At 35.1% G+C, this 21,383-nt stretch carries 28 protein-coding genes; 21 read left to right on the forward strand and 7 right to left on the reverse strand.

What is annotated here, in order from left to right; all coding sequences use genetic code 11:
* The first annotated feature begins 55 nt into the window (after positions 1-55).
* Positions 56-1,174 (forward strand): class I SAM-dependent methyltransferase, encoded by a 1,119-nt coding sequence (locus tag V7112_RS12250; RefSeq protein WP_335419883.1) that lies wholly within the window; start codon positions 56-58, stop codon positions 1,172-1,174.
* 26 nt (positions 1,175-1,200) lie between these two features.
* Here the strand turns inward: V7112_RS12250 and V7112_RS12255 are convergent, their stop codons facing one another.
* Both V7112_RS12255 and V7112_RS12260 read right to left on the reverse strand, forming a co-directional pair.
* A complete protein-coding gene (locus V7112_RS12255) occupies positions 1,201-1,443 on the reverse strand; it encodes a DUF2626 domain-containing protein (protein WP_116354512.1) in 243 nt (80 codons plus the stop codon).
* Positions 1,444-1,520: 77 nt separating this feature from the next.
* Positions 1,521-2,213: a helix-turn-helix transcriptional regulator gene (locus V7112_RS12260; RefSeq protein WP_335419797.1), complete on the reverse strand. Its 693-nt coding sequence runs from the start codon at positions 2,211-2,213 to the stop codon at positions 1,521-1,523.
* Positions 2,214-2,702: 489 nt separating this feature from the next.
* On the opposite strand from V7112_RS12260, the gene comGA reads away from it, so the two are divergent.
* The 8 genes from comGA (at position 2,703) to V7112_RS12300 (ending at position 7,007) form a co-directional block, all read left to right on the forward strand.
* Positions 2,703-3,776, forward strand: coding sequence for a competence type IV pilus ATPase ComGA (gene comGA, locus V7112_RS12265; RefSeq protein WP_335419799.1), 1,074 nt, complete (start codon positions 2,703-2,705; stop codon positions 3,774-3,776).
* Positions 3,757-4,797, forward strand: a complete 1,041-nt coding sequence (comGB, locus tag V7112_RS12270; RefSeq protein WP_335419801.1) for a competence type IV pilus assembly protein ComGB — start codon at positions 3,757-3,759, stop codon at positions 4,795-4,797. Before comGA ends, comGB begins: the two co-directional genes overlap by 20 nt.
* A 14-nt stretch (positions 4,798-4,811) precedes the next feature.
* Positions 4,812-5,135, forward strand: coding sequence for a competence type IV pilus major pilin ComGC (gene comGC / locus V7112_RS12275; RefSeq protein WP_335419804.1), 324 nt, complete (start codon positions 4,812-4,814; stop codon positions 5,133-5,135).
* Entirely contained in the window at positions 5,098-5,565 is a 468-nt protein-coding gene (comGD, locus tag V7112_RS12280) for a competence type IV pilus minor pilin ComGD (protein ID WP_335419807.1), read from the forward strand. The genes comGC and comGD overlap by 38 nt, the downstream gene beginning before the upstream one ends.
* Positions 5,549-5,887: a type II secretion system protein gene (locus V7112_RS12285; protein ID WP_335419809.1), complete on the forward strand. Its 339-nt coding sequence runs from the start codon at positions 5,549-5,551 to the stop codon at positions 5,885-5,887. Before comGD ends, V7112_RS12285 begins: the two co-directional genes overlap by 17 nt.
* Positions 5,877-6,311, forward strand: a complete 435-nt coding sequence (comGF, locus tag V7112_RS12290; RefSeq protein WP_335419812.1) for a competence type IV pilus minor pilin ComGF — start codon at positions 5,877-5,879, stop codon at positions 6,309-6,311. The genes V7112_RS12285 and comGF overlap by 11 nt, the downstream gene beginning before the upstream one ends.
* A 2-nt stretch (positions 6,312-6,313) precedes the next feature.
* Entirely contained in the window at positions 6,314-6,697 is a 384-nt protein-coding gene (gene comGG, locus V7112_RS12295) for a competence type IV pilus minor pilin ComGG (RefSeq protein ID WP_335419815.1), read from the forward strand.
* Between the two features lie 118 nt (positions 6,698-6,815).
* Positions 6,816-7,007, forward strand: coding sequence for a YqzE family protein (locus V7112_RS12300; protein ID WP_335419818.1), 192 nt, complete (start codon positions 6,816-6,818; stop codon positions 7,005-7,007).
* 27 nt (positions 7,008-7,034) lie between these two features.
* On the opposite strand, the gene V7112_RS12305 is transcribed toward V7112_RS12300, so the two are convergent.
* Positions 7,035-7,232: a hypothetical protein gene (locus tag V7112_RS12305; RefSeq protein WP_335419821.1), complete on the reverse strand. Its 198-nt coding sequence runs from the start codon at positions 7,230-7,232 to the stop codon at positions 7,035-7,037.
* A 258-nt stretch (positions 7,233-7,490) separates the two neighbouring features.
* Here V7112_RS12305 and moaA point away from each other — a divergent pair, with 258 nt between their 5' ends.
* A complete protein-coding gene (gene moaA, locus V7112_RS12310; RefSeq protein ID WP_335419824.1) occupies positions 7,491-8,513 on the forward strand; it encodes a GTP 3',8-cyclase MoaA in 1,023 nt (340 codons plus the stop codon).
* Positions 8,514-8,678: 165 nt separating this feature from the next.
* On the opposite strand, the gene V7112_RS12315 is transcribed toward moaA, so the two are convergent.
* A complete protein-coding gene (locus tag V7112_RS12315; protein WP_335419827.1) occupies positions 8,679-9,035 on the reverse strand; it encodes a DUF2512 family protein in 357 nt (118 codons plus the stop codon).
* Between the two features lie 61 nt (positions 9,036-9,096).
* Entirely contained in the window at positions 9,097-9,441 is a 345-nt protein-coding gene (locus V7112_RS12320; RefSeq protein WP_335419830.1) for a YqzG/YhdC family protein, read from the reverse strand.
* A gap of 98 nt (positions 9,442-9,539) precedes the next feature.
* Between V7112_RS12320 and V7112_RS12325 the strand changes: the two genes are divergently transcribed.
* Both V7112_RS12325 and V7112_RS12330 read left to right on the forward strand, forming a co-directional pair.
* The gene (locus V7112_RS12325; protein ID WP_335419832.1) at positions 9,540-10,154 is read left to right on the forward strand and encodes a hypothetical protein; all 615 of its coding nucleotides are present in this window, start codon (positions 9,540-9,542) and stop codon (positions 10,152-10,154) included.
* 109 nt (positions 10,155-10,263) lie between these two features.
* A complete protein-coding gene (locus V7112_RS12330) occupies positions 10,264-10,869 on the forward strand; it encodes a hypothetical protein (RefSeq protein WP_335419834.1) in 606 nt (201 codons plus the stop codon).
* A gap of 39 nt (positions 10,870-10,908) precedes the next feature.
* Here V7112_RS12330 and V7112_RS12335 read toward each other — a convergent pair whose 3' ends face one another.
* Both V7112_RS12335 and V7112_RS12340 read right to left on the reverse strand, forming a co-directional pair.
* On the reverse strand, positions 10,909-11,037 hold the full coding sequence (locus tag V7112_RS12335) for an anti-repressor SinI family protein (RefSeq protein ID WP_335419837.1): 129 nt from the start codon (positions 11,035-11,037) through the stop codon (positions 10,909-10,911).
* The gene (locus tag V7112_RS12340) at positions 11,027-11,416 is read right to left on the reverse strand and encodes a helix-turn-helix domain-containing protein (protein ID WP_335419839.1); all 390 of its coding nucleotides are present in this window, start codon (positions 11,414-11,416) and stop codon (positions 11,027-11,029) included. The genes V7112_RS12335 and V7112_RS12340 overlap by 11 nt, the downstream gene beginning before the upstream one ends.
* 753 nt (positions 11,417-12,169) lie before the next feature.
* Here V7112_RS12340 and V7112_RS12345 point away from each other — a divergent pair.
* The 9 genes from V7112_RS12345 (at position 12,170) to V7112_RS12385 (ending at position 21,343) form a co-directional block, all read left to right on the forward strand.
* Positions 12,170-12,520 (forward strand): helix-turn-helix domain-containing protein, encoded by a 351-nt coding sequence (locus tag V7112_RS12345; protein WP_335419842.1) that lies wholly within the window; start codon positions 12,170-12,172, stop codon positions 12,518-12,520.
* Between the two features lie 178 nt (positions 12,521-12,698).
* The gene (locus tag V7112_RS12350) at positions 12,699-13,442 is read left to right on the forward strand and encodes a YveK family protein (RefSeq protein WP_335419845.1); all 744 of its coding nucleotides are present in this window, start codon (positions 12,699-12,701) and stop codon (positions 13,440-13,442) included.
* The gene (locus V7112_RS12355; protein WP_335419849.1) at positions 13,432-14,091 is read left to right on the forward strand and encodes a CpsD/CapB family tyrosine-protein kinase; all 660 of its coding nucleotides are present in this window, start codon (positions 13,432-13,434) and stop codon (positions 14,089-14,091) included. Before V7112_RS12350 ends, V7112_RS12355 begins: the two co-directional genes overlap by 11 nt.
* Positions 14,092-14,353: 262 nt before the next feature.
* Entirely contained in the window at positions 14,354-16,183 is a 1,830-nt protein-coding gene (locus V7112_RS12360; RefSeq protein WP_335419851.1) for a polysaccharide biosynthesis protein, read from the forward strand.
* A gap of 14 nt (positions 16,184-16,197) precedes the next feature.
* A complete protein-coding gene (galU, locus tag V7112_RS12365; protein WP_335419854.1) occupies positions 16,198-17,076 on the forward strand; it encodes a UTP--glucose-1-phosphate uridylyltransferase GalU in 879 nt (292 codons plus the stop codon).
* The gene (locus tag V7112_RS12370; RefSeq protein ID WP_335419857.1) at positions 17,073-18,245 is read left to right on the forward strand and encodes a glycosyltransferase family 4 protein; all 1,173 of its coding nucleotides are present in this window, start codon (positions 17,073-17,075) and stop codon (positions 18,243-18,245) included. Before galU ends, V7112_RS12370 begins: the two co-directional genes overlap by 4 nt.
* Complete coding sequence (locus V7112_RS12375) at positions 18,230-19,378, forward strand: glycosyltransferase family 1 protein (RefSeq protein WP_335419863.1); 1,149 nt, start codon at positions 18,230-18,232, stop codon at positions 19,376-19,378. Before V7112_RS12370 ends, V7112_RS12375 begins: the two co-directional genes overlap by 16 nt.
* A complete protein-coding gene (locus V7112_RS12380; RefSeq protein WP_335419866.1) occupies positions 19,344-20,237 on the forward strand; it encodes a glycosyltransferase family 2 protein in 894 nt (297 codons plus the stop codon). The genes V7112_RS12375 and V7112_RS12380 overlap by 35 nt, the downstream gene beginning before the upstream one ends.
* 26 nt (positions 20,238-20,263) lie before the next feature.
* On the forward strand, positions 20,264-21,343 hold the full coding sequence (locus V7112_RS12385; protein ID WP_335419869.1) for an EpsG family protein: 1,080 nt from the start codon (positions 20,264-20,266) through the stop codon (positions 21,341-21,343).
* Positions 21,344-21,383 lie beyond the last annotated feature (40 nt).

Below are 21,383 nucleotides of genomic sequence, written 5' to 3' on the forward strand. Positions count from 1 at the left end.
AATTCGATGTGTCATTTTCGGACGAATTTTTGAACATCCTCTAAAAGGTGAGCATATGCAACGCATACTAAAAGAAATAATCCAATCATCTTCGGACAAAAAAATAACATATGAACAGTACATGAATACTGTCCTTTATCACGAAGAAAAAGGCTATTATATGAAAGATATGGAAAAGGTAGGAAAAAAAGGAGATTTCATCACTACTAGCAATATTTCCACTATTTTCGGCAAACTATTTGCAGCGATTTTTCATAAACTTATTTCGCTTGAAAAAGTTTCTCCGATTATCTGTGAAATTGGTGGAGGTAATGGCAGATTCGCAAAAGCAGTTCTGGACGAATTAAAGAATTCCTTCACAGATAGCTATCTGAAAATAACTTACATAATGATTGAATCTAGTCCATACCACCGTCGTTTGCAGCATGAGCTTCTTCCAATTGGTGAAAAGGTTATCCAGTATCGTAGTATTGATGAGGCAAAAAAGAACTTTCCAGTATTGAATGGAATTCTATTTTCAAATGAACTGTTTGATGCGTTTCCAGTAAGAGTAGTCGAGAAACAAAAAGACACACTCTATGAGGTGAAAATCACGCTGAATAAGGAAGAACAGCTTTGTGAAATTCTTGAACCGCTTACTGATGAACGCATTATTCACTATTTAAACTTTAATACGATAAAGCTCGCTAATGGACAAAGATTTGAGGTCCCACTTCAAATGCTTTGTTATCTAGAGGAGTTAAATACATTTCTTGAAAATACGGTTATCTTTACGGTTGATTACGGATATACAAATGAGGAGTGGATGGAGCCTGCTAGGAGGAAGGGAAGCCTTCGTGGTTACTACAAGCATCATTTAATCGACAATCCCCTTGAGCATCCTGGAGAAATGGATCTTACGACACATATTCATTTTGACACACTTATTTTAAAAGGTACAAAGCTTGGACTTGAATTTGTAAAGAAACTAAGACAGGATGAATTTTTAATTGAGGCAGGGATACTAACATTTTTACAGGATAACTTTGACTCCAATCCTTTTTCGGAAAAAAGTAAACAAAATCGTGCGATTCGTTCTCTTATTATGGATGGAGGAATGAGTGCTGCTTTTCATATACTCATCCAACAAAAAAACCTCAAAATAAATTGGGATTCTATTTTCCAAAGCAAATAAAAAAAGCGATGTTTCCATCGCTTTTTTTAATGACCTCCGCCAAGCGGCATCATAAATGTGGTGTAGTAAGAGAAGGCACAAAAGAAAACAGTTAAATATGCGCCAAACACGTAAATATACATTCTTTCAGACAATTTTAAATAGCTTAAAAGGACGAAAAATCCGGTTTGTGCAAAGAAAATTAGTGCTAGAACATCCATACCACCAACGTAGAACATTACAGAAAAGATACCTGTCCAAAAACCTAAAACTCGGTACATACGTTCCATATGTATATTTCCCTCCCTTGTAAATGATGAACACTCACTTTTCTTATTATAATGTAACGATTACATAAATGTAAACATTACTTTGCGACAATTGCGTGATAACTGCAAGAATTACATCCAAGAATGATGTTTTCTGACTCTTCTAGAACCACATCGTCAAATAGTAAATCAAACATTCCTCTTAGAAAGGCATGATGCATCCCGCAAACCGCTTCAAAATTTTCTTGAGCAATTTCTTTAAAAGGACAATTGTTGATTTTTAAAAAGATTTTTGTCTTCTCCTTATTATGGTCTAAATCTGGATAAAAACCCGCAACCGTGGATGCCTTTTTTAAAATTTCTAGCTTTTGTTCAAAGGTAAGCTCATGAATAGAAACTGGAATTTGATGATTGACTAGCTCTTCACCAAATCGTCTGCCTGTTAGTTCAAGTGCTTTTTTACCTACATCCCCAAGTGTCGCCATAGTTTCAATTGCAATTTTTGAAAGTAACTGATAATCGCGATATGGGAAATTAATTTGAATATGATCGTTTGATAAACGATAAAGACGACTTGGTCTGCCGCCTTTTCCAGTTTTCTTAGCTTCAGAAACAAGCATATTTACATCTTCAAGCTTCGTTAAATGAAGTCTTGCTACATTCGGATGGATTTCAAATTCTTCTGCAATTTCCTGTACGGTTACCTCTTCATTTTGTTTAATAATAAATTGATAAATATAATAACGTGTTGGATCTGCTAAAACGTTTGTTATCTTTAGTGTTTGTTCCACCGTCATCACTCCTTGAGACCCTATGTTACTCTCATTATAGTACAGTTAAATACCATCAATAAGTGATTTATATCACTTGTAGGTAAAAGTTCACAAAACTACAAGGAATTTTACAGTATGATCAGCATACTTTTCATGTTAGGCACATATAATGTATTGATTCCTCCTAATGATAGATAAAAATCTTTAATCGCTTTTGAAAAATACAACCATAATGGCAGTGGTTGTATTTTTTATTTTATTCAGTAGACTGCAACTGAATAAAATAAAAAGCCTCCGGCGGATGCCACAGATTTTTTAGAGGAAACTTTTCGAGCAGGGCTCGAAAAAAATCTGGGCACAAATACGTAAAAGCGTATTTGATTGTATTGTTTAAATATTGTTCACATAATGTTCATAAATATTTTTCGAAAAAAGAAGGAGTTTGTAGATTTTTGTTGAAATATGATACCTGCAAGAGAAAAATTAATTAAGAGGAGAGTGAAGTATTTGAGCGAAATTGAACAACTCGGTGATCAACTGATTGAGGACGCTTGGTCAATGAGTGCATCTGATATTCATTTTGTTCCGAAAATCAATGATGCCATGATTCAATATCGGCTTGACAGTGATTTATTTAACAAGCAAACAATCCCAAAAGATGTTTGCGAACGCTTGATATCCCATTATAAATTCCTAGCTGGAATGGATATTGGAGAAAGGAGAAGACCACAAAACGGTGCGATTACCCTAAATCTCAAAGGCGTAACCATTAACCTTCGATTGTCTACACTGCCCACACCCTACAACGAAAGTCTAGTCATACGTATTCTACCCGAAACACCATCTTATTCTCTTGCAAATCTATCACTTTTTCCGGATATGACAACTAAATTGCTTTCACTTTTAAAGCATTCACACGGGCTCATTATATTCACTGGTCCAACAGGCTCGGGAAAATCTACCACCCTTTATTCCTTATTGCACGCAACAAAGAAGCTTTTCAATCGAAATATCATTACATTAGAAGATCCAATCGAAAAACGAAGCGAAGATGTTTTACAGGTTCAGGTGAACGAAAAAGCAGGCATCACGTATGCACATGGCTTAAAGGCAATTTTGCGACATGACCCGGACATCATTATGGTCGGCGAAATAAGAGATACGGAAACGGCAAAAATTGCCGTAAGGGCTGCGTTGACTGGCCATTTAGTCCTAAGTACGATGCATACTCGAGACACAAAGGGAGCGATTTATCGGCTTTTAGAATTTGATGTGTCATTACAGGAAATCGAACAAACCTTAATTGCAATCGCCGCACAACGACTTGTAGACCTCAAATGTCCGTACTGTGAAGGAAAATGCACACCGCTTTGTAAAAAGTATCGCAAGGTAAGAAGAGTTGGGGTCTATGAGCTTTTAAATGGACATGCCTTAACAGAAGTAATGAAAGAAGCACGAGGTGAAAAGTGCGAGTATCGCTATGAACAATTAAAGGATGTCATCAAAAAAGGAATTGCTCTAGGATACTTATATCCGGATGCGTTAGAAAGATGGGTCGTTAATGATCAGGAAAAGAAATAAAAATTGGACCTTAAAGGACCAATCCTTATATCTAGGCAGAATCGGGGATTTGCTTGAACAAGGTTATTCTTTTGAACAAGCATCAAAATTTTTGCTCTTTCAGCTTCCGAAAAAGCATAGCAGCGATATTGAAGCGATTATTGAAAGCTGTAAACAAGGTGATTCTTTATATACAGCGTTTAGCAAAGTAGGGTTTCACAAGGATGTCTTAAGTTATATCTATTTTGCAGAAAAGCATGGTGATGTCTCGTTTGCCCTTCGTGAAGGAAGTGCAATGCTCCAAAGAAAACTTAACCATCTTGAAAAGGGAAAGAAACTTATTCGCTATCCATTAGCTCTTTTGGTATTTGTTGGCTTTATGTTCACAATGATTGAAACAATTCTTTTGCCCCAATTTGAAAGTTTATTTACCTCCATGAGTTATGAACAAACGCTGATTTCTAAGCTTTTATTAAGGCTCCCTGAACTAAATCGATATTTAATCCTCATTATCGGTTTACTATTAATAATTAGCCTCGCGTACTATTTTCTTCATTTTCAAAAACGTACTCCCGTTGAAAAAATGAAGCTACTATTAAAGATTCCTATTTTAAAAAAGATAATGATTATGCTTAATTCCCATTTCTTTTCCGTACAGCTTAGCAATTTGTTAAAGGGTGGGTTATCGATTTTGCAAGCCTTAACCATGTTCGAACAGCAGCTACACTCGCCTTTTTTTCGAGAGGAAGCTAAGGAAATGAAAATGTTATTGCGAGCGGGTAACCGTTTCGACGAGATTCTAAAAATACGAGAATATTATGAGGCTGATTTAGCGATGATCATTTTACATGGTCAATCCAACGGAAATTTAGCAAGCGAGCTCCAGCACTATAGCCAATATGTCATGGAAAAAGTTGAGGAAAAAATGACGAGATTTTTAGCAATCGTACAACCAATCTTGTTTGCGATCATTGGAATTATTATCATGCTAATGTACGGCGCAATTATGGTTCCAATGTTTCAGCTTTTAAACGGAATATAGAAAGGAAGTTTTAAATGAAACTAAAGAATCAAAAGGGATTTACCCTTGTGGAAATGCTCGTTGTTTTATTAGTCGTTTCAATCTTGCTGTTGATAACTGTGCCGAATGTAACAAAGCATAATAGCGTTATAAAGGAAAAGGGCTGTCAGGCGATGATTAAAATGGTGGAGGCTCAGGTACAGGCTTATGAGTTGGAAAAAGACAATGACAAATTATCATCATTGACTCCATTGGTTGCTGGAGGATATTTAAACGAGGTTCCAGCCTGTCCAAACGGAGACATAATTAAGATGGATTCAAATGGTAAAGTTGTTCATGAAAAGCCCACTACGAGTTGATGAAAATGGCTTCACCTTAATCGAAGCATTGTTAGTCCTATCCATCATTATGATTATTTCCTCGATAAGTCTTCTACAGCTCAGACCACTACATGAATCGAAAAAAATGGATCAATTTCTGGAGCAGCTTCAAAACGATATTTTCTTAAGTCAGCAATATGCAATCAGCCATAGTGAGCCGACAAAACTTTACTTTAGTCCAAGTGAGTCTTTTTATCGTCTAACAAGGGGGAACTCTTACGAAGTCATTTTTCTTAGAAAGGTTGACCCAGATATTCAAATTCAACTTATTTCACTTGGAGCAAATGTAGTTTTCACAAGTAATGGAAATATCCAACGGTCTGGTGAAATCCGATTTCGCTATAAGGAGAGCACCTATATCGTTATGTTCTTATTAGGAAAGGGTAGGTTCTATGTTACTAAAAGATAAGCGAGGATTTACGATGCTGGAGATGCTCCTTTCAGTTTCCATATGGTTGATGCTTTGTGTGACACTTCTGCCCCAGCTAATGCTTATTATGACAGAACGCCGAAACACAGATATTTTTAATATGGGATCTCAGCTGCTTTCTGAGGAGTTGCAAAAAGAGTATAACGGTGAATCTACGTTAAATAATGTAGAAAAAGACGGGGTTACCTATAAATTTTCGAAAAGCTTTAATGAGGGGCTTCAAAAATGGGAGTTATGTGTAAATTGGGAGGATAAGCTTTCAAAAACATATGAAAGATGTGGGTATGTAAATGGTGAGTAATGAAAAGGGGTTTACATTTGTTGAGATGCTCGTAACCTTTTCAATCCTGCTTGTTATTCTTTCGTTTATTACACCTTTTCTTGGGATAGTGTTTCGGGAAAATGATGAACAATTTAACAAATTAGAATGGCAAATTTTAATTCAACAAATGAAAATGGAAATTCGAGAGGCGAGTGAAATTTCTGTATCTAGCAGTGAATATGTGTCTTTTAATAATCCAGCGGGTGATATAGTAAGCTTTGAAAAATACATGGATAAAATAAGAAGACGAGTAAATAAAAGGGGACATGAAATATTACTTCAAAATATTACGGATGTCACATTTGAACTAAAAACGAATGGCTTTTTAATTACAGTTGTGACGGTTGATGGTAAAACGTATCAAGCACTGATTTCTTCCTTAACAACAGTGGAGGCTAAGTAGATATGAAAAATGAAAAAGGTTTTATCCTACCAGTTACAATCGCAATTTCCTTTTTGTTTTTTCTCATTTTCACTTCTCAAGTTAATGCGTACTTAACGGAAAAAGCCTTCTCGAAGGAAACGGAAGAAATACTAATTTTGGAGAATTTGATGCAGCTGGGAGTGGAAGACATGAAAGCAAAATTGCGGGTTGATGTAGAAAGTGCAGAATTAACGGGTTCATTCAACTACCCGACAGGGGTCATTACTTACAATGTTTCACCCCTGTCGCCAACAACATCGCAAATTATCCTGACATGTAAGACACCTATACATCGTAAAAGCAGTGCCCGTTTTGTGTACAATTATGAAACGAAAGAGATTAACTCTTGGTTTGATTTACGTTAAGAAAAATAAGATATTGAAAAAGTCTAGACTTGATTGTAGACGCCATTCTTTGATGGTTATATTTGCAAAAAGGTGGAAATAATAACACTGACGCTTTGAAAAAAGGGTAGGTGTTTTTATGTCTACAAACGATTATGTAAAATTTGTAACCCAACAGTTTGTAAAGTTTATAGACCAGCCAAAAGAAGTCCGCAAGGCTACGAAGCAACAGCGTAAGGACGAACAGGCACCATTAACCAATCGATGGTTTGGCATTATGCCTCTTGCCGTTTCGCTCATGTTTAAAAAGAATAAAAAAAGAGAGAGCTGACAGTTTTGTTGTCGGCTCTCTTTTTGCTTAGTACCAAAAACCTCCACCATATGGATAATACGGTGGGCCATAAAATGGATAGCCGTATCCACCACCATAGAAATACGGATTGAGTAGAGCACTTCCAACAAGTCCTCCTACTAATCCACCAACAAAAGGTGCTCCCCAAAAAAATCGTCCCGGTCGGCCAAAACCAAAGCCATATGGTCTTCTATAAGGTCCCATCTGATTACCTCCTATTTTGTGATATCTCCAATACGAGCACGGGATTTTTCTATTTTCCGTGAAGTGGGCTAGAATTTGCTCCTTATTCTTGCCTCACTAACATGGATATGTAACCATAGGCCAGATGTAGTGGGCGTTTGTCTACCTTTTGAAAAATTATTTCTTTCACCCAGAATTCCCTTCACATCGTTTCTATTCACAAGATTTTGTTAGTATGATAGAGTAGTAGGTACTTAAAAAGTAGGAGTGACAGGTTAGATGACTACGAAAAAAGAAAAAATTGTTGATAAGTTGAATCGACCTCTACGTGATTTGCGCATTTCTGTCACAGATCAATGTAATTTCCGTTGCTCTTATTGTATGCCTAAAGAAATCTTTGGGGATGATTATCCATTCTTAAAGCAAGGGGAACTCTTATCCTTTTCTGAAATAGAAACTTTGACAAGAAGTTTTGTCAAAATGGGTGTGCAAAAGATTCGGTTAACCGGTGGAGAACCTTTAGTAAGAAAGAATGTCCATGAGCTTGTAGAGCGTTTAATTCATATAGAAGGTATTGAAGATCTTGCCCTTACAACAAACGGGGTGTTTTTACCGAAATATGCAAAACAATTAAAGGAAGCAGGACTTCAGCGTGTCAATGTAAGTCTTGATGCGATTGAAAATGATATTTTCAAAGGGATGAATGGCCGTTCTGTTGGTGTGAAACCAGTATTAGCGGGAATTGAAGCTGCCCAGGAAGCGGGACTCCATGTGAAAATGAACATGGTCGTCCAAAAAGGTAAAAATGATTCGCAAATTTTACCGATGGCTCGTTTCTTTAAAGAAAAGGGAATAACGCTTCGTTTCATCGAATTTATGGATGTTGGAACAACAAATGGCTGGAATTTCGACCAGGTTGTATCGAAAAAAGCGATACACGATCTTATAAACAATGAAATGCCATTGGAGCCAGTTGATGCCGATTATTTCGGAGAAGTAGCAAAAAGATATCGCTATGTAGGTACTGACGTGGAAATCGGCTTCATCTCCTCTGTTACGGAATCCTTCTGTTCAAGCTGTACAAGAGCGAGAATTTCTGCAGATGGTAAGATGTATACATGTTTATTTGCATCCAGTGGCCATGATTTAAGAACATTACTTCGTTCAGGTTCAACCGAAAGTGCTATTGATGAGGCGCTAAAATCAATTTGGCAGGCCCGACGTGACCGCTACTCAGATGAACGAACTGAGGAAACAGCAAAGAAACGTAAGAAAATTGAAATGTCCTATATCGGTGGATAAATAGAAAAGCGCAAGGCGCCTGCCTATCGGGGACAAGCACAGGAAAAGCGCTGTCAGAAGGCGCTTCTTGCCTTCAGAAGCGGTTGGCTTATGACCTCGAGCTGATGGCGCCTGGAGCTAGACATAAATAAAGAGGTGCTATATTGCACCTCTTTTTGCGCTAAACTATGCAGTTGATTTTTCTGCCCTTCCTGACCGTACTAACCAACGGTGAACAGGGATTTCAACTAATGTAATGACAAGGGCTGTTAAGAGTGCTCCCCAAAGGGTTACTCTTGCACCATCTAAAAATTGAGAAACAAAATATACGAGAATTGCTGCAACTATGAAATCTGCAATATCAGTCATTACTGTTGTATTTCTTCTAAGCATTAGAACTTCCATCAATTGACCAACAATCGCTAATATAACACCGACTACGATTGGTTGATACCATGAAACATAATCTACACTATCAAAAATACCAGAACAAAGTGCTACAACTAAAGGTAATAAAATAATCTTCATTATGAAACCAGTCATAGCATTCACACCTCCTTTACAAGATATTTTTCACAAAAAATCAAGATAATATGTAAATATACTAGCGATCTGTTTCTACAACCGTAATATTTTTTACTCTTTCCGTATCCGGTTCGAACGTGATATTTACAAAGACACCAAATTCTCGATTACCCTGTTTCAACCAGAGCTTGAAACGTTCAACATACAATCCATTCTTTTTATATCGTCCCACATGTAAGTAATCTACAATCTGGGCTGATGGGTATCGTTTCCCGGTTTCCTCCATTGCAAGTTTTCCCCATTTTGCATATTCAGGTACAGGTTTATTCGTTTCAGCCGTTGTAATTGAGGAATCATTTAAGAAAAGAATTGTCGGGGATAACAACAAACAAAAGCAGCATCCAATCAAAATTTTCCGCAGCATGACAAACACCTCGCTTTTTAATTAGGCTTCCCAATCATCCGGTAAATTTATGCAATATAAATGGAAATGTATGGTATTATAAAAAAGGGGGAGTGTCGATGAGAAATGCGTTAAAGAATTTAGTTTACGTTATTGTTTTATTGAATTTGTTTGCATGTAATACAGAAAGTGCTACGGGGCAACCAAAAGATGGTGTGCTTACTCCAGTCAAACAAAACGAAAGAAATACCCAAATTATTGGTTCACTCGGTTTTGATACATTATTAATGTACGACCTTGATATAAAAAACGAAGACATCAAAACAATTTATTTTTGGATTGAGCATTATAAGTATGGTGAAAAACAAGAGGATCTCATCTATGGATCAACTGCTGCAAGTAAAAAAATGACCTTAGGCGCTTCCAAACTCGATTTCAAATTAGATGACGATAACTCTTATGCACGTTGGACTTTTTCAGTTTCTGATGGAACAGCATTAACAACCTTTGAAGCGTCACCGATGGAGATTGATAAAGAGAATCTAGGGATGGGTCAAACATGGGTAGACGATAAAACAACAATAGTAGCAGAAAAACCAATTACCTTAGCGTTACTTGCGATGGATAGTGGAAACGGTATCCGAATTGGACTTGATGACGAAGTGATTGAGTATACAATAAAAGACAGCCCTGAAGTGTTTGTCGTGAAGGTGAAGATGAGTAAACATGAATAACTTACTAATTGAGGCGATCCGTTTTGGGTCGTATTTTTGTGTTGTATGATTTGTCCAACTGGCGCACATATTATCATTATGTGAAAAGTTGTATGTAGGAGGAAAATCCATGCAGAAACGACTATTTTTTATGGTAATCATACTTTTAAGTATCACCCTGCTTGTTAGCTGTAAGGGTGATGACAAAGCAAAAGATAAAAAAGAAGATGCAAAAGCAAAAATCCAACAGGTAGAAGATAAAATAATCAATCTCGGATCACTAGGTTTTACAACAGAGGATCTCGTTAAAAACTGGAATGAAGCACAGGCAACAATAGAGGATTCAGGCTCCTACCAAATCGATCAAATAACAGTAACAAACGGTGAATTTAGGAAAGATGTCAGCGAAGGACTTATACTTGAAGGAATTGTTAATGAACAGACCCACGAAGTAATCAGGCTTTCCCTTGTGAAAAAGGATATCGAATCAGATAACCTTACTACTGCACTAGACAAATACGAGGATACAATTGCTGCTTTCTTTTTATTAGTGGCCGTTACGAATACTGAGGAAGCTGTAAAAGAAGACGATATTGGAAAAATTACTAATGAATTAGGTCTACTTCGTGACAAAGATAAAAAAATTAAAGGAACTGCAACATTGAATAATGTTACATATAAGGCCGAAGAGAATGAGCGGGGATTGGTGTTGTCGGCAGTTGAAAATACAGATTAAAGTTAAAAGCGACCTAAATCGCGGGTCGCTCTAACTTTTTTATGAATATAGTTTTCCATGGAAAAAAGCTTGTACATCATCAACAGTAAGCCCAAGATTTTTAGCTTCAATCATCAGTTTAATCCATTCTGGGTCTAAACCTGTCGTGTTATTCATTTTAAATATCATGATTTTCCCCACTTTTTATTGAACTTTTACTCTTGTCATCTTGTTCATTTTGCCAGTTACGGAATCGTACAAAGTTTTGAAATTCATGAAAATCGTTTTTACTTAGTCCCTGATCAATCGCCTTTTGTAACAGTTTTGTCCACTCTTTATCCAACTTGTCTTCAAAGTAATAGGGTCTTTTTTCTTCTTCACCTAATAAATATTCGATGCTTGTATCAAGCGTCTCGGCAATTTTCGTTAAGAACTGAAGAGAAGGATTTTTTTGAACATCACGCTCTATGTAGCTTAAATAAGACTTTGAAACACCAGCACGTTTAGCAAGCTCAGTAATTGAATACCGTTTCTTTCCCCTTAATATCCTAATTCTCTCACCTATCATCTACCTTCTCCTCAATATTTTAGATTTTCCAATATGTTCATTATAAAGAACAATTAGTTCTTAATAAAGTAATGAAATAGTATGTAAAACGGAGAAAACTCATGAAAATCCACGAGAAACGTTCTTTATTACGAAAAAATAGCTTAATTTGAGATTTTTAAAATTTAGTACTAATGGGCTATACTTTGTTAAAATTCTTTATAAAGCACATCTAACCAATAATTATTGATAATTGGTTATTACCATTCTTACATATGTTCTTTTTAATGAATTTCAAATCCAATAAATAAAGGATAGGGTACTCTATGTATAAAAAAACTTGTGACAGATGTTTTAGGTCATCCTTCAGTGCTAGTAAATATGGAAAGTGGTCGTGTCCAGTATGTCAAAAAGATTTGTCAGATTTTAAAGCAAGGGACTCAGAAGCAGAGCCATTTACCTTCAAAAGCTTCCCTTTTGTTAATACGAAAAACCAGGATATTTCAAATAGTAAAATAGAAAAATACATATAAGAATTTCGCCACATGTAAAGGATATTCCAGACCAATTTTAGATTTTGGGGTAATCCTTTTTTAATGTTCCTTTTTGTGAGTTCTTTATAAGGAAAAAGGAATGCAAAAAATGTATTAATCATATATATAAAATATTTAATAATCTTCTATTGTTCAAAAAGTCAAATCATGCTATAGTTTAAATGTGTACTTTATTAAGAACGAAAGTGCATATTTAAATGTGAGGGGATTTATAGTAGCTATGAGAAAAAAGCATATCGGTGATCAAATTAAGACATTGAGAATCCAACACGGTCATACATTGAAGGAATTAGGAGAAGAAATTGATTTTAATTACAGTAATCTTTCCAAGATTGAAAGGGGTATACGAAAGCCAACCGTCGAGTTCCTTGAAAGGCTCACACATTATTATAAGGTTGATATTTCTTATTTTTTTGATGTAGATAACAAAGATCCGAATAATAGGGTTGCAATGGATTTGGACTGGTTTATGTTATCACAAGAAATGAAAAGCAAAAATGTAACTTTTGAAGAACTAAAAGCAATGGCAGATACAATTGCAAAAATTAAAAGCTATAATTCATTAAAGTGAAAATAGTTCGGAACTACCAAAGATTAGGTTGACACGTTCTTTATGAAGAACTAAAATAAGGATTATAATAACGGTTTTCCAAATTGAACAATTCTCCCAGGAAGGTTTATTTTTTTATTCGGATTGTTCTTTATGAAGAATTATTGTATTAGAGTTTAAAAAAAGCGGGTGAGTTTTTATGAGAAATAATAATCATTTTTATAATACTCAGAGTAATTTTGAGCATGAAAATGTTAAGGAAATTGACTTAAAAAATCTTTTTTTCATAATTAAACGTCGTATATGGATCCTCTTAGTATTTGCTACAATTACAACATTTCTTGGATACTATTATGATGCAAATAATAAACCAAGCAACCTTTATGAATCTTCGACACGAATTCTTCTTAATGCAGAAAGTGGAATTGAAAATTTAAAAATTATTATGACTGATTCCCTCGTTATGGAAAGTGTAATTTCAGAATTAAAACTTGAGAAATCAGCGGAAGCATTAGCAGGTCAAATAAAAGTCGAGCATATCGGTGGTCAAATTCTAGAGATCAGTGTTATAGATATAAATCCAGAAAATGCAGCAAATATTGCTAATAAATTAGTAGAAGCTTTTACCCAGCAGGCTGAAACAATCATGAATTTTACGGGAGTAAATCATTATCAGAAAGCAAAGGTAAATAATTTCCCTATAAATGCAGGAGAAAGTTCAAATATGATGTTGAATGGGTTAATCGCAGGGATAGTACTCGGTATTGGATTGATTTTTTTAGTGAATGCATTTGATAACACGCTAATTACAGAACAAGAGGTTAGTAATGCCCTCGGAATTCAAGTATTAGGTTCAGTTTCTAAAATAAATAAAAGAAATTCCAATAAAAGAAATAATAGTCATCAATTATTGAAAATAAGGGGTGAATCGGTTGATTCTTAATCTTAAAAGGGATGAGTCAATAAAGCTAAAGGCCAAAACAACCCATTCCTTTCCTGAATCTTTAATTTCTGAACAATATCGATCAATCCGTACTAATATTCAGTTTGTAAATGGTGTTAATAAAAATCAAGCAATACTTATTACCTCCCCAGGTAAAAGAGAAGGTAAATCAACCACAGTTGCAAACTTAGCTATTTCTCTTACGCAACAGAAGGAAAAAGTCCTATTAATTGATACGAATTTTAAGAATCCATCCCTTCATTCTATTTTTAATATTGAAAATAAAACTGGCTTAACAGATGTTTTAAAGGGGAAGCTTACACTAGAAGAAGCTGTGATGGGAACAGAGGTATCTAGATTGGATTTGCTTCCTAGCGGGGCTATTCCATTTAATTCCTCAGAATTGATAGGTTCAATAGCAATGTATGAAATAATTGAAAAGGCATTAAAAAAATATAATGTTGTCTTAATTGATTCACCGTCATTCCTTGACCTCTCAGGTACGAAGATTTTAGCAAGTATCTGTAATGGAGTTATACTTGTAGTAAAGAGTGGGAAAACGGACACAAAAAAAGCAATTGAAACAAAAAGAATGTTAGATCTTGTGAAAGCAAAAATCATCGGGGTCATAATAAATCACAAAAAATAGAAATATATTTTTTGTACAATTGTTCTTAATAAAGAATAAAACGTTCTGTAATAAAGGTGATGCCTCTTTACCATTATCAATGGAGGCACTCGGTCATACTGTGGGCTAACTACCTTAGACGCTAGTCGTCGAAAGTGTGATGTGAGGGCGGGTTAGATGCCCATTTATAAATTATATTTTACCTATGTGTATTTTTACGAAAATTCATATAGGTAAGATAATAATTTTTTAAAAAAATATAAAAAGAAAGGAGGGATTAGGGGTGACGTATCGTCAAAGGATATCTATATTTATCTTTTTAGATTCGGTGATTGTATTAACCTGTATATTCTTTAGCCGTTTTTTAGTTGATGCTACTTTTTCTGTTTTTACATTATCAACAGTAATTATTTCACTTTCATTATTATTAAGCCATCATTTATTTGCCTATAAATATAAACTATATAAAAAGGCATGGGAGTATGCAAGTATAGGAGAATTAGTTGGTATTTTTAAAGCTATTACTCTATCAGTAATAACTGCTGCAATCATACAACAAATTGTTAATCATGAGATATTCTATCGTTTAATGCTGGTTAATTGGTTGCTACATATGCTAATAATCGGTGGTTCACGCTTTTGTTGGAGAATATTCAGAGATACATACATTAAAAAGAATGAACAAAGAAAACGTACATTAATTATTGGTGCAGGTTCAGCGGGGACTATGGTTGTCCGTCAATTGAAAAATAATCAAGATACAGAGTTATTTCCTGTAGGGTTCATCGATGATAATGAGAAAAAACAAAATCTTGATATTTTAGGAATTCCCGTTTTAGGGGGAATAGAAAATATCGAGGAAGTGGTGAGGGAAAAAAATATAGCAAATATTATCATTGCAATCCCTTCCTTAAGTAAAAGAGAATTAAATAAAATTTTTCAGGAATGTGCTAAAACAAAGGCAAAAACACAAATCCTTCCGATGCTAGAAGACTTAATTACCGGTAAGGTAGCTGTCAACCAGTTCAGAGATGTTCAAGTAGAGGATTTACTGGGAAGGCATCCCGTTGAGCTTGATACAGAAATTATTTCAGGTTATGTAACTGATAAGGTTGTTTTAGTTACTGGTGCAGGTGGTTCGATAGGTTCAGAGATTTGCAGACAGGTGGCAAAATTCAATCCGAAACAGCTCATTTTACTTGGACATGGTGAAAACAGTATTTATACAATCGAGTTGGAACTAAATGAAGCCTTTCAATCCTCAAAAATAGGCATAAAAACCGAGATTGCGGATGTTCAAGACAAACAAAAAATAATGGCCGTAATGAGTACATATCGACCTGATGTTGTGTATCACGCCGCAGCACATAAGCATGTTCCATTAATGGAACGAAATCCTGAAGAAGCAATTAAAAACAACATCATTGGAACGAAAAATGTGGCAGAGGTTTCTGATTGGTGTGGTGTCCATACATTTGTGATGGTATCAACAGATAAGGCCGTAAATCCAACAAGTGTAATGGGGGCGACGAAAAAATTAGCAGAAATGATTGTTCAAAATATAGGTAAAACAAGCAAAACAAAATTTGTTGCGGTTCGATTTGGAAATGTGTTAGGTAGTCGAGGTAGTGTTATACCTCTATTTAAAAGACAAATCGCAAAAGGCGGTCCAGTCACCGTAACCCACCCGGATATGGTTCGGTATTTCATGACGATTCCTGAAGCTTCAAGATTAGTAATACAGGCAGGTGCTTTAGCACAAGGCGGTGAAATCTTCGTTCTTGATATGGGTGATCCCGTTAAAATTGTTGATTTAGCAAAAAATTTAATTAAGCTATCGGGATATTCTGTTGATGAAATCGGCATCGAGTATTCAGGAATGAGACCTGGAGAAAAGTTGTTTGAGGAATTATTAAAAGACGATGAAGTACATGATACGCAGGTTTATCCTAATATTTATGTTGGAAAAACCGCAGATCTATATATCGAAGAAATTGAAAAAATAATTTTAACTTATAAGAATTTAACAAAACAAGAAATCCGAGAACAGCTTGTTAGCTTGGCAAATAGAACACAAGTCCCTCAAAAGCGATTAATATCCATTCTAGGTTAAAGGAGAGTTTAGAAATGAAGGTAAGAAAAGCTATCATACCAGCTGCTGGATTGGGAACTAGATTTCTCCCAGCAACAAAGGCAATGCCAAAAGAAATGCTACCAATAGTCGATAAGCCTACAATCCAATATATCATTGAGGAAGCAGTCGAATCAGGAATTGAAGATATCATTATCGTGACAGGTAAAGGAAAACGAGCAATTGAAGATCATTTTGATCACTCATTTGAACTCGAGCAAAACCTTTACGATAAAGGAAAGTTTGATTTATTAGATGAGGTGCAAAAGGCTTCAAAGCTAGTTGATATTCACTATATTCGGCAAAAGGAACCAAAAGGCTTAGGTCATGCAATCTGGTGTGCTCGAAAATTTATAGGTAATGAACCATTTGCCGTATTACTCGGTGATGACATTGTTTCAGCGGAAAAACCATGCTTGAGACAGATGATTGAGCAATATGAGCGATACAATGCCTCAATCCTAGGTGTCCAAACTGTTCCGGAAAAAGAGGTTCATCGCTATGGGATTGTGGATGGTAACCAACACGGGGACCGCTTTTACAGTGTTAATCATCTTGTTGAAAAACCGAAACAAGAAGATGCACCTTCAAATCTTGCCATCATGGGGCGCTATATATTAAATCCACGAATCTTTGACATTCTTGAAAAACAACAGCCTGGAGCGGGTGGAGAAATTCAATTAACGGACGCAATTGCAGGATTGAACCAATATGAAGCTGTATATGCCTATGATTTTGAAGGTACTAGATACGATGTAGGAGAGAAATTAGGCTTCATCCAAACCACACTTGAATTTGCTTTGAAAAGAGAGGATCTAAGACTAGAACTTCTCGACTATCTAAAAAATGTCTTGAATAATGAGTTAGTGAAATGAGTATGGCCGAAAACGCAAAAAAGAAGGTATTATTTGTTGCCACGGTAGATTATCATTTCAAAAGCTTTCATTTACCATATTTAAAATGGTTTAAAGAACAGGGCTGGGAAGTTCATATTGCTGCACATGGCAATCTTGAACTTCCTTTTGTTTCGAAAAAATACAATATCCCAATCCAGCGATCACCATTTAGTTTTAAAAATATTGGGGCTTTAAAAGAATTAAAAACGATAATAGATGAGAATAATTATGGAATCATTCATTGTCACACACCCATGGGCGGTGTGCTTGGCCGATTAGCTGCACGTCAAGCACGAAAGAATGGAACAAAAGTAATTTACACAGCACACGGGTTTCATTTTTGTAAGGGAGCCCCACTACTGAATTGGTTATTATATTATCCAATTGAGAAATTGCTAGCCTCCAATACGGACTGTCTCATAACTATAAACTCCGAGGACTATAAACTTGCGAAAAGACATAAATTTAAAGCTGGTTCCATTGACCACGTTTATGGTGTAGGTGTTGACCTAGAGAAGTTTCGACCAGTAGATAGGATAAGAAAAAATGTTTTAAGGAGAGTAGGAGATTTTAATACGAATAACTTTATTATGTTTTATGCTGCAGAATTTAATAAAAATAAAAATCAACAATTCTTAATTAAAGCACTTGCACGAATAAAGGATGAAGTACCAAACGCGAAGTTATTACTAGCTGGAGAGGGAGTCTTACTTGAAGAATGTCGGCAACTTGCTGCTAAATTAGGATTATTAGATAATGTTGAATTTCTTGGTCTTCGAGATGACATCGAAATATTATTAAAATTAAGTGATGTTGCAGTGGCTTCCAGTTTAAGAGAAGGACTTCCTGTTAATGTTATGGAAGCTATGGCTTGTGGCCTACCAATTGTTGCAACTGAAAACCGTGGTCATAGAGAATTAATAGTAACTAACGAAAATGGTTGGATGGTAAGCCATACTGACTTGGATGGTTTCGCAACAAAGATTATAGAATTAGCAAACAATGAATATATGAGAAATAGACTTGGGAAATTAAGTAGAAGTTTAATGGAAGATAAGTATGGGGTTGATATCGTTTTAGACCAGAAGATCGGGATTTACAGGAGATATATGCAAGCAGAGGGGGAAAGAAAGTGGGCGGCCCAATAAGAGTATTACATGTAGTTGTAAATATGAATCGCGGTGGGGCGGAGACTCTTATCATGAACCTTTATCGTAATATCGATCGGTCGAAGGTCCAATTCGATTTTCTTACCTGCAAAGAAGGTGTGTTTGATGAAGAAATACGACAAATGGGCGGCCAGGTTCATCGGCTTCCTTATTTAACTGAAATAGGCCATTTTGGATATGTAAATGCATTAAATAAGTTTTTCAAGAACCACAATTATTATAAAATTGTTCACTCACACATGGATAAAATGAGTGGATTTGTCCTAAGAGCTGCTAAAAAGGCTAACATTCCATTCCGCATTGCTCATAGTCATAATACACATAGTGAGGGAGGACTACTAGCGAAAATTTACAAGGAATATTCTGGAGGTTTCATTAAGACTAATGCTTCACATTTTTTCGCATGTTCTAGTGCTGCAGCGGGTTGGTTATTTGGAAGAAGGGCTAAAGAGGCATTTGTTTTAAAGAATGGAATTGAAATAAATAAATTTTTGTTTTCTAAAGCGGATAGAGAGCGGGTTAGAAATGAATTTAACATCTCTCAGGACATCTTGGTAATAGGGCATGTTGGGAGATTTAATCATCAAAAAAACCATGTATTTCTTATTGATGTATTTGCAAAGTATATTCAAATTCAGCCAAAATCAGTGTTAGTATTAGTTGGCGATGGTGCATTACGATCTCTAATTGAGGATAGAGTAAGAGAATTGAACCTTGTAAATAATGTTCTGTTTTTAGGTGTTAGACCTGATATACACCTAATAATTCAAGCATTTGATTTATTTGCGTTTCCATCATTACATGAAGGGTTACCAGTTACACTTGTTGAGGCACAAGGTGCAGGCTTACAGTGCCTGATTTCAACTGAAATAACAAAAGAAGTTGACTTAGGTTTGGATTTGGTACAGTACCTTCCTTTAGCTCAAAAGGATAGATGGGTAGAAAAAATAGAGGAAATTTCCAATAATAAGAAACCAAGATCCATTAACCATACTGCCTTTGTTAAGAAAGGGTATGATATCAGGAAGACAGCAAGTCTAATTCAAAATTCATATATTAAACTAGGAGGGGAAAGACTTGAAGCAGCTAACAATCTTTACCCCAACTTTTAATAGGGCATATTGTCTTCATCATTGTTATGAAAGTCTTATGAATCAGACATCAAAAGACTTTGTTTGGCTGATTATTGATGATGGGTCAACTGACAATACAAAAGAGCTAGTCAGTTCTTGGGTTAACGAAGGTTTAATTGAAATCAAATATGTTTGGCAAGAAAATCAAGGAATGCATGGTGCCCATAATACTGCATATGAGTTAATTGATACTGAATTAAATGTTTGTATTGATTCTGACGACTTTATGCCAAAAGACGCTGTTGAAAAGATATTATCATTTTGGAAAATGCATGGTCACACCAGTGTTAGTGGAATAATTGGACTCGATTCATACTCAAAAGGGGAGATTATTGGTTCAAAACTGCCAGAAAATATAGCATCCTCAACACTTTTTAATCTTTATTATGAGCACGTCGTTACAGGTGACAAAAAGCTTGTTTATCGTTCAGAATTAACGAAAAAGTATCCTTATCCTATTTTTAAAAATGAAAAATATGTTGGGCTGGCATATAAATATTATATGTTGGATAAGGAGTATGAAATGTTATTAATGAATGAGGTTTTATGCTGTGTTGAATATTTACCGGATGGTTCATCTTTAAATATGTTGAATCAATATCGAAAGAATCCAAAGGGATGGATCTTTTATCGGAAAGAATTAATGAAATTACCTTTTGCAACATTGTCATTTAAATTTAGGCAAGCGATTCATTTTGTATCTAGTAGTTTATTGATTAGAAATTTTACTTTCATGAGTGAAACACCTAGTAAGTTATTAACTTTGCTAGCAATCCCACTGGGGACAATATTATCAATTTATGTACGTTTAAAAACGAAGCCAATCGCAAAGTTTTGAAAGTTAAAATTGAAAGGAAAATACGGATGACTGTTCTATGGATAAATTTAGCCATAGTTTTTATTTTTGCTTTTTTAGCAAGATTTCTTTCAGCACCGGTTTTAGCAAGTAATATTCCAGTACCTGTAAAGCCTAATAAATTTTTTATAGGTATAGTGTTAACTTCCTTAGTTGCAGTTTCTGGGTTACGAGCAAATATAGGGGATACCTATTTTTATAAACATATTTATATTAATAATGAATTTACGTGGGAGTATATTTTATCCCAGAAGGATATTGGTTTCGGGATACTCCAAAGGTACCTGCAAATGTACTCAGAAGACCCCCAGATTATGATATTTACAACGGCTCTCATTACAAATGTATTAATCGTTTTTATACTTTATAAATATTCTAGAATGCTTGAAATAAGCCTATATGTCTATATTACGAGTGGTTTGTTTTTAGTATCAATGAACGGAATTAGGCAGGTTCTCGCTGCCGCAATCCTTTTCACGGCAACGAAATTCTTAATTGAAGGAAATTGGAAGGTTTATTTTCTTATTGTTTTTTTCGCTTCTGCCTTTCATCAAAGTGCGCTGGTATTAATTCCAATATACTTCATTGTTCGTTATAAAGCTTGGTCAAAAGCAACAATTGTCCTTTTATTATCATCAATCGTTATCGTTATTGGATTTGAACAATTTTCAGCGATTTTATTCTCAGCTATTGAGGATACAACATATGGAGCCTACAGTGAATCTACGGAAGGTGGGGCAAATATCCTAAGAGTTGCAGTTGATGCCGTACCAATTGTAATTGCGTATTTGGGGAGGGAGAAATTAAGGAAAATCTTTCCGAATTCAGATGTAATTATTAATATGTCTATTATTGGATTCATGTTTATGATCATTTCGACCCAAAACTGGATATTTGCAAGGTTTTCTATATATTTTAGTTTGTATTCTTTAATTTTAATTTCTTGGATTGTGAAGCTTTTTAGTGAAAGAAGCAGAAAACTTGTCTATTATGGAATTTTAATTTGTTATCTTATTTATTTTTACTACGAAAATGTGATCAACTTAAATATTAACTACAGGAGCGAATACATAACATTATTTTCTTAGAAAATTAGATGTTGAATGAAGGTAAGAATATGAATATATC

Source organism: Bacillus sp. JJ1566, from assembly GCF_036962685.1.
Classification (GTDB): Bacteria; Bacillota; Bacilli; order Bacillales; family Bacillaceae_L; genus Ferdinandcohnia.

Bases quoted from the DNA above. Each gene is read 5' to 3' on its own strand.
- V7112_RS12320 (WP_335419830.1), bottom strand. From the start codon at position 9,441: ATGCTGCGGAAAATTTTGATTGGATGCTGCTTTTGTTTGTTGTTATCC.
- moaA (WP_335419824.1), top strand. From the start codon at position 7,491: ATGACTACGAAAAAAGAAAAAATTGTTGATAAGTTGAATCGACCTCTA.
- V7112_RS12250 (WP_335419883.1), top strand. From the start codon at position 56: ATGCAACGCATACTAAAAGAAATAATCCAATCATCTTCGGACAAAAAA.
- V7112_RS12315 (WP_335419827.1), bottom strand. From the start codon at position 9,035: ATGACTGGTTTCATAATGAAGATTATTTTATTACCTTTAGTTGTAGCA.
- V7112_RS12350 (WP_335419845.1), top strand. From the start codon at position 12,699: ATGAGAAATAATAATCATTTTTATAATACTCAGAGTAATTTTGAGCAT.
- galU (WP_335419854.1), top strand. From the start codon at position 16,198: ATGAAGGTAAGAAAAGCTATCATACCAGCTGCTGGATTGGGAACTAGA.
- V7112_RS12345 (WP_335419842.1), top strand. From the start codon at position 12,170: ATGAGAAAAAAGCATATCGGTGATCAAATTAAGACATTGAGAATCCAA.
- V7112_RS12300 (WP_335419818.1), top strand. From the start codon at position 6,816: ATGTCTACAAACGATTATGTAAAATTTGTAACCCAACAGTTTGTAAAG.
- V7112_RS12330 (WP_335419834.1), top strand. From the start codon at position 10,264: ATGCAGAAACGACTATTTTTTATGGTAATCATACTTTTAAGTATCACC.
- comGB (WP_335419801.1), top strand. From the start codon at position 3,757: ATGATCAGGAAAAGAAATAAAAATTGGACCTTAAAGGACCAATCCTTA.
- V7112_RS12340 (WP_335419839.1), bottom strand. From the start codon at position 11,416: ATGATAGGTGAGAGAATTAGGATATTAAGGGGAAAGAAACGGTATTCA.
- V7112_RS12385 (WP_335419869.1), top strand. From the start codon at position 20,264: ATGACTGTTCTATGGATAAATTTAGCCATAGTTTTTATTTTTGCTTTT.
- V7112_RS12335 (WP_335419837.1), bottom strand. From the start codon at position 11,037: ATGATATTTAAAATGAATAACACGACAGGTTTAGACCCAGAATGGATT.
- V7112_RS12370 (WP_335419857.1), top strand. From the start codon at position 17,073: ATGAGTATGGCCGAAAACGCAAAAAAGAAGGTATTATTTGTTGCCACG.
- comGG (WP_335419815.1), top strand. From the start codon at position 6,314: ATGAAAAATGAAAAAGGTTTTATCCTACCAGTTACAATCGCAATTTCC.
- comGC (WP_335419804.1), top strand. From the start codon at position 4,812: ATGAAACTAAAGAATCAAAAGGGATTTACCCTTGTGGAAATGCTCGTT.
- V7112_RS12255 (WP_116354512.1), bottom strand. From the start codon at position 1,443: ATGGAACGTATGTACCGAGTTTTAGGTTTTTGGACAGGTATCTTTTCT.
- V7112_RS12305 (WP_335419821.1), bottom strand. From the start codon at position 7,232: ATGGGACCTTATAGAAGACCATATGGCTTTGGTTTTGGCCGACCGGGA.
- comGD (WP_335419807.1), top strand. From the start codon at position 5,098: ATGGTAAAGTTGTTCATGAAAAGCCCACTACGAGTTGATGAAAATGGC.
- V7112_RS12325 (WP_335419832.1), top strand. From the start codon at position 9,540: ATGAGAAATGCGTTAAAGAATTTAGTTTACGTTATTGTTTTATTGAAT.
- V7112_RS12285 (WP_335419809.1), top strand. From the start codon at position 5,549: ATGTTACTAAAAGATAAGCGAGGATTTACGATGCTGGAGATGCTCCTT.
- comGF (WP_335419812.1), top strand. From the start codon at position 5,877: ATGGTGAGTAATGAAAAGGGGTTTACATTTGTTGAGATGCTCGTAACC.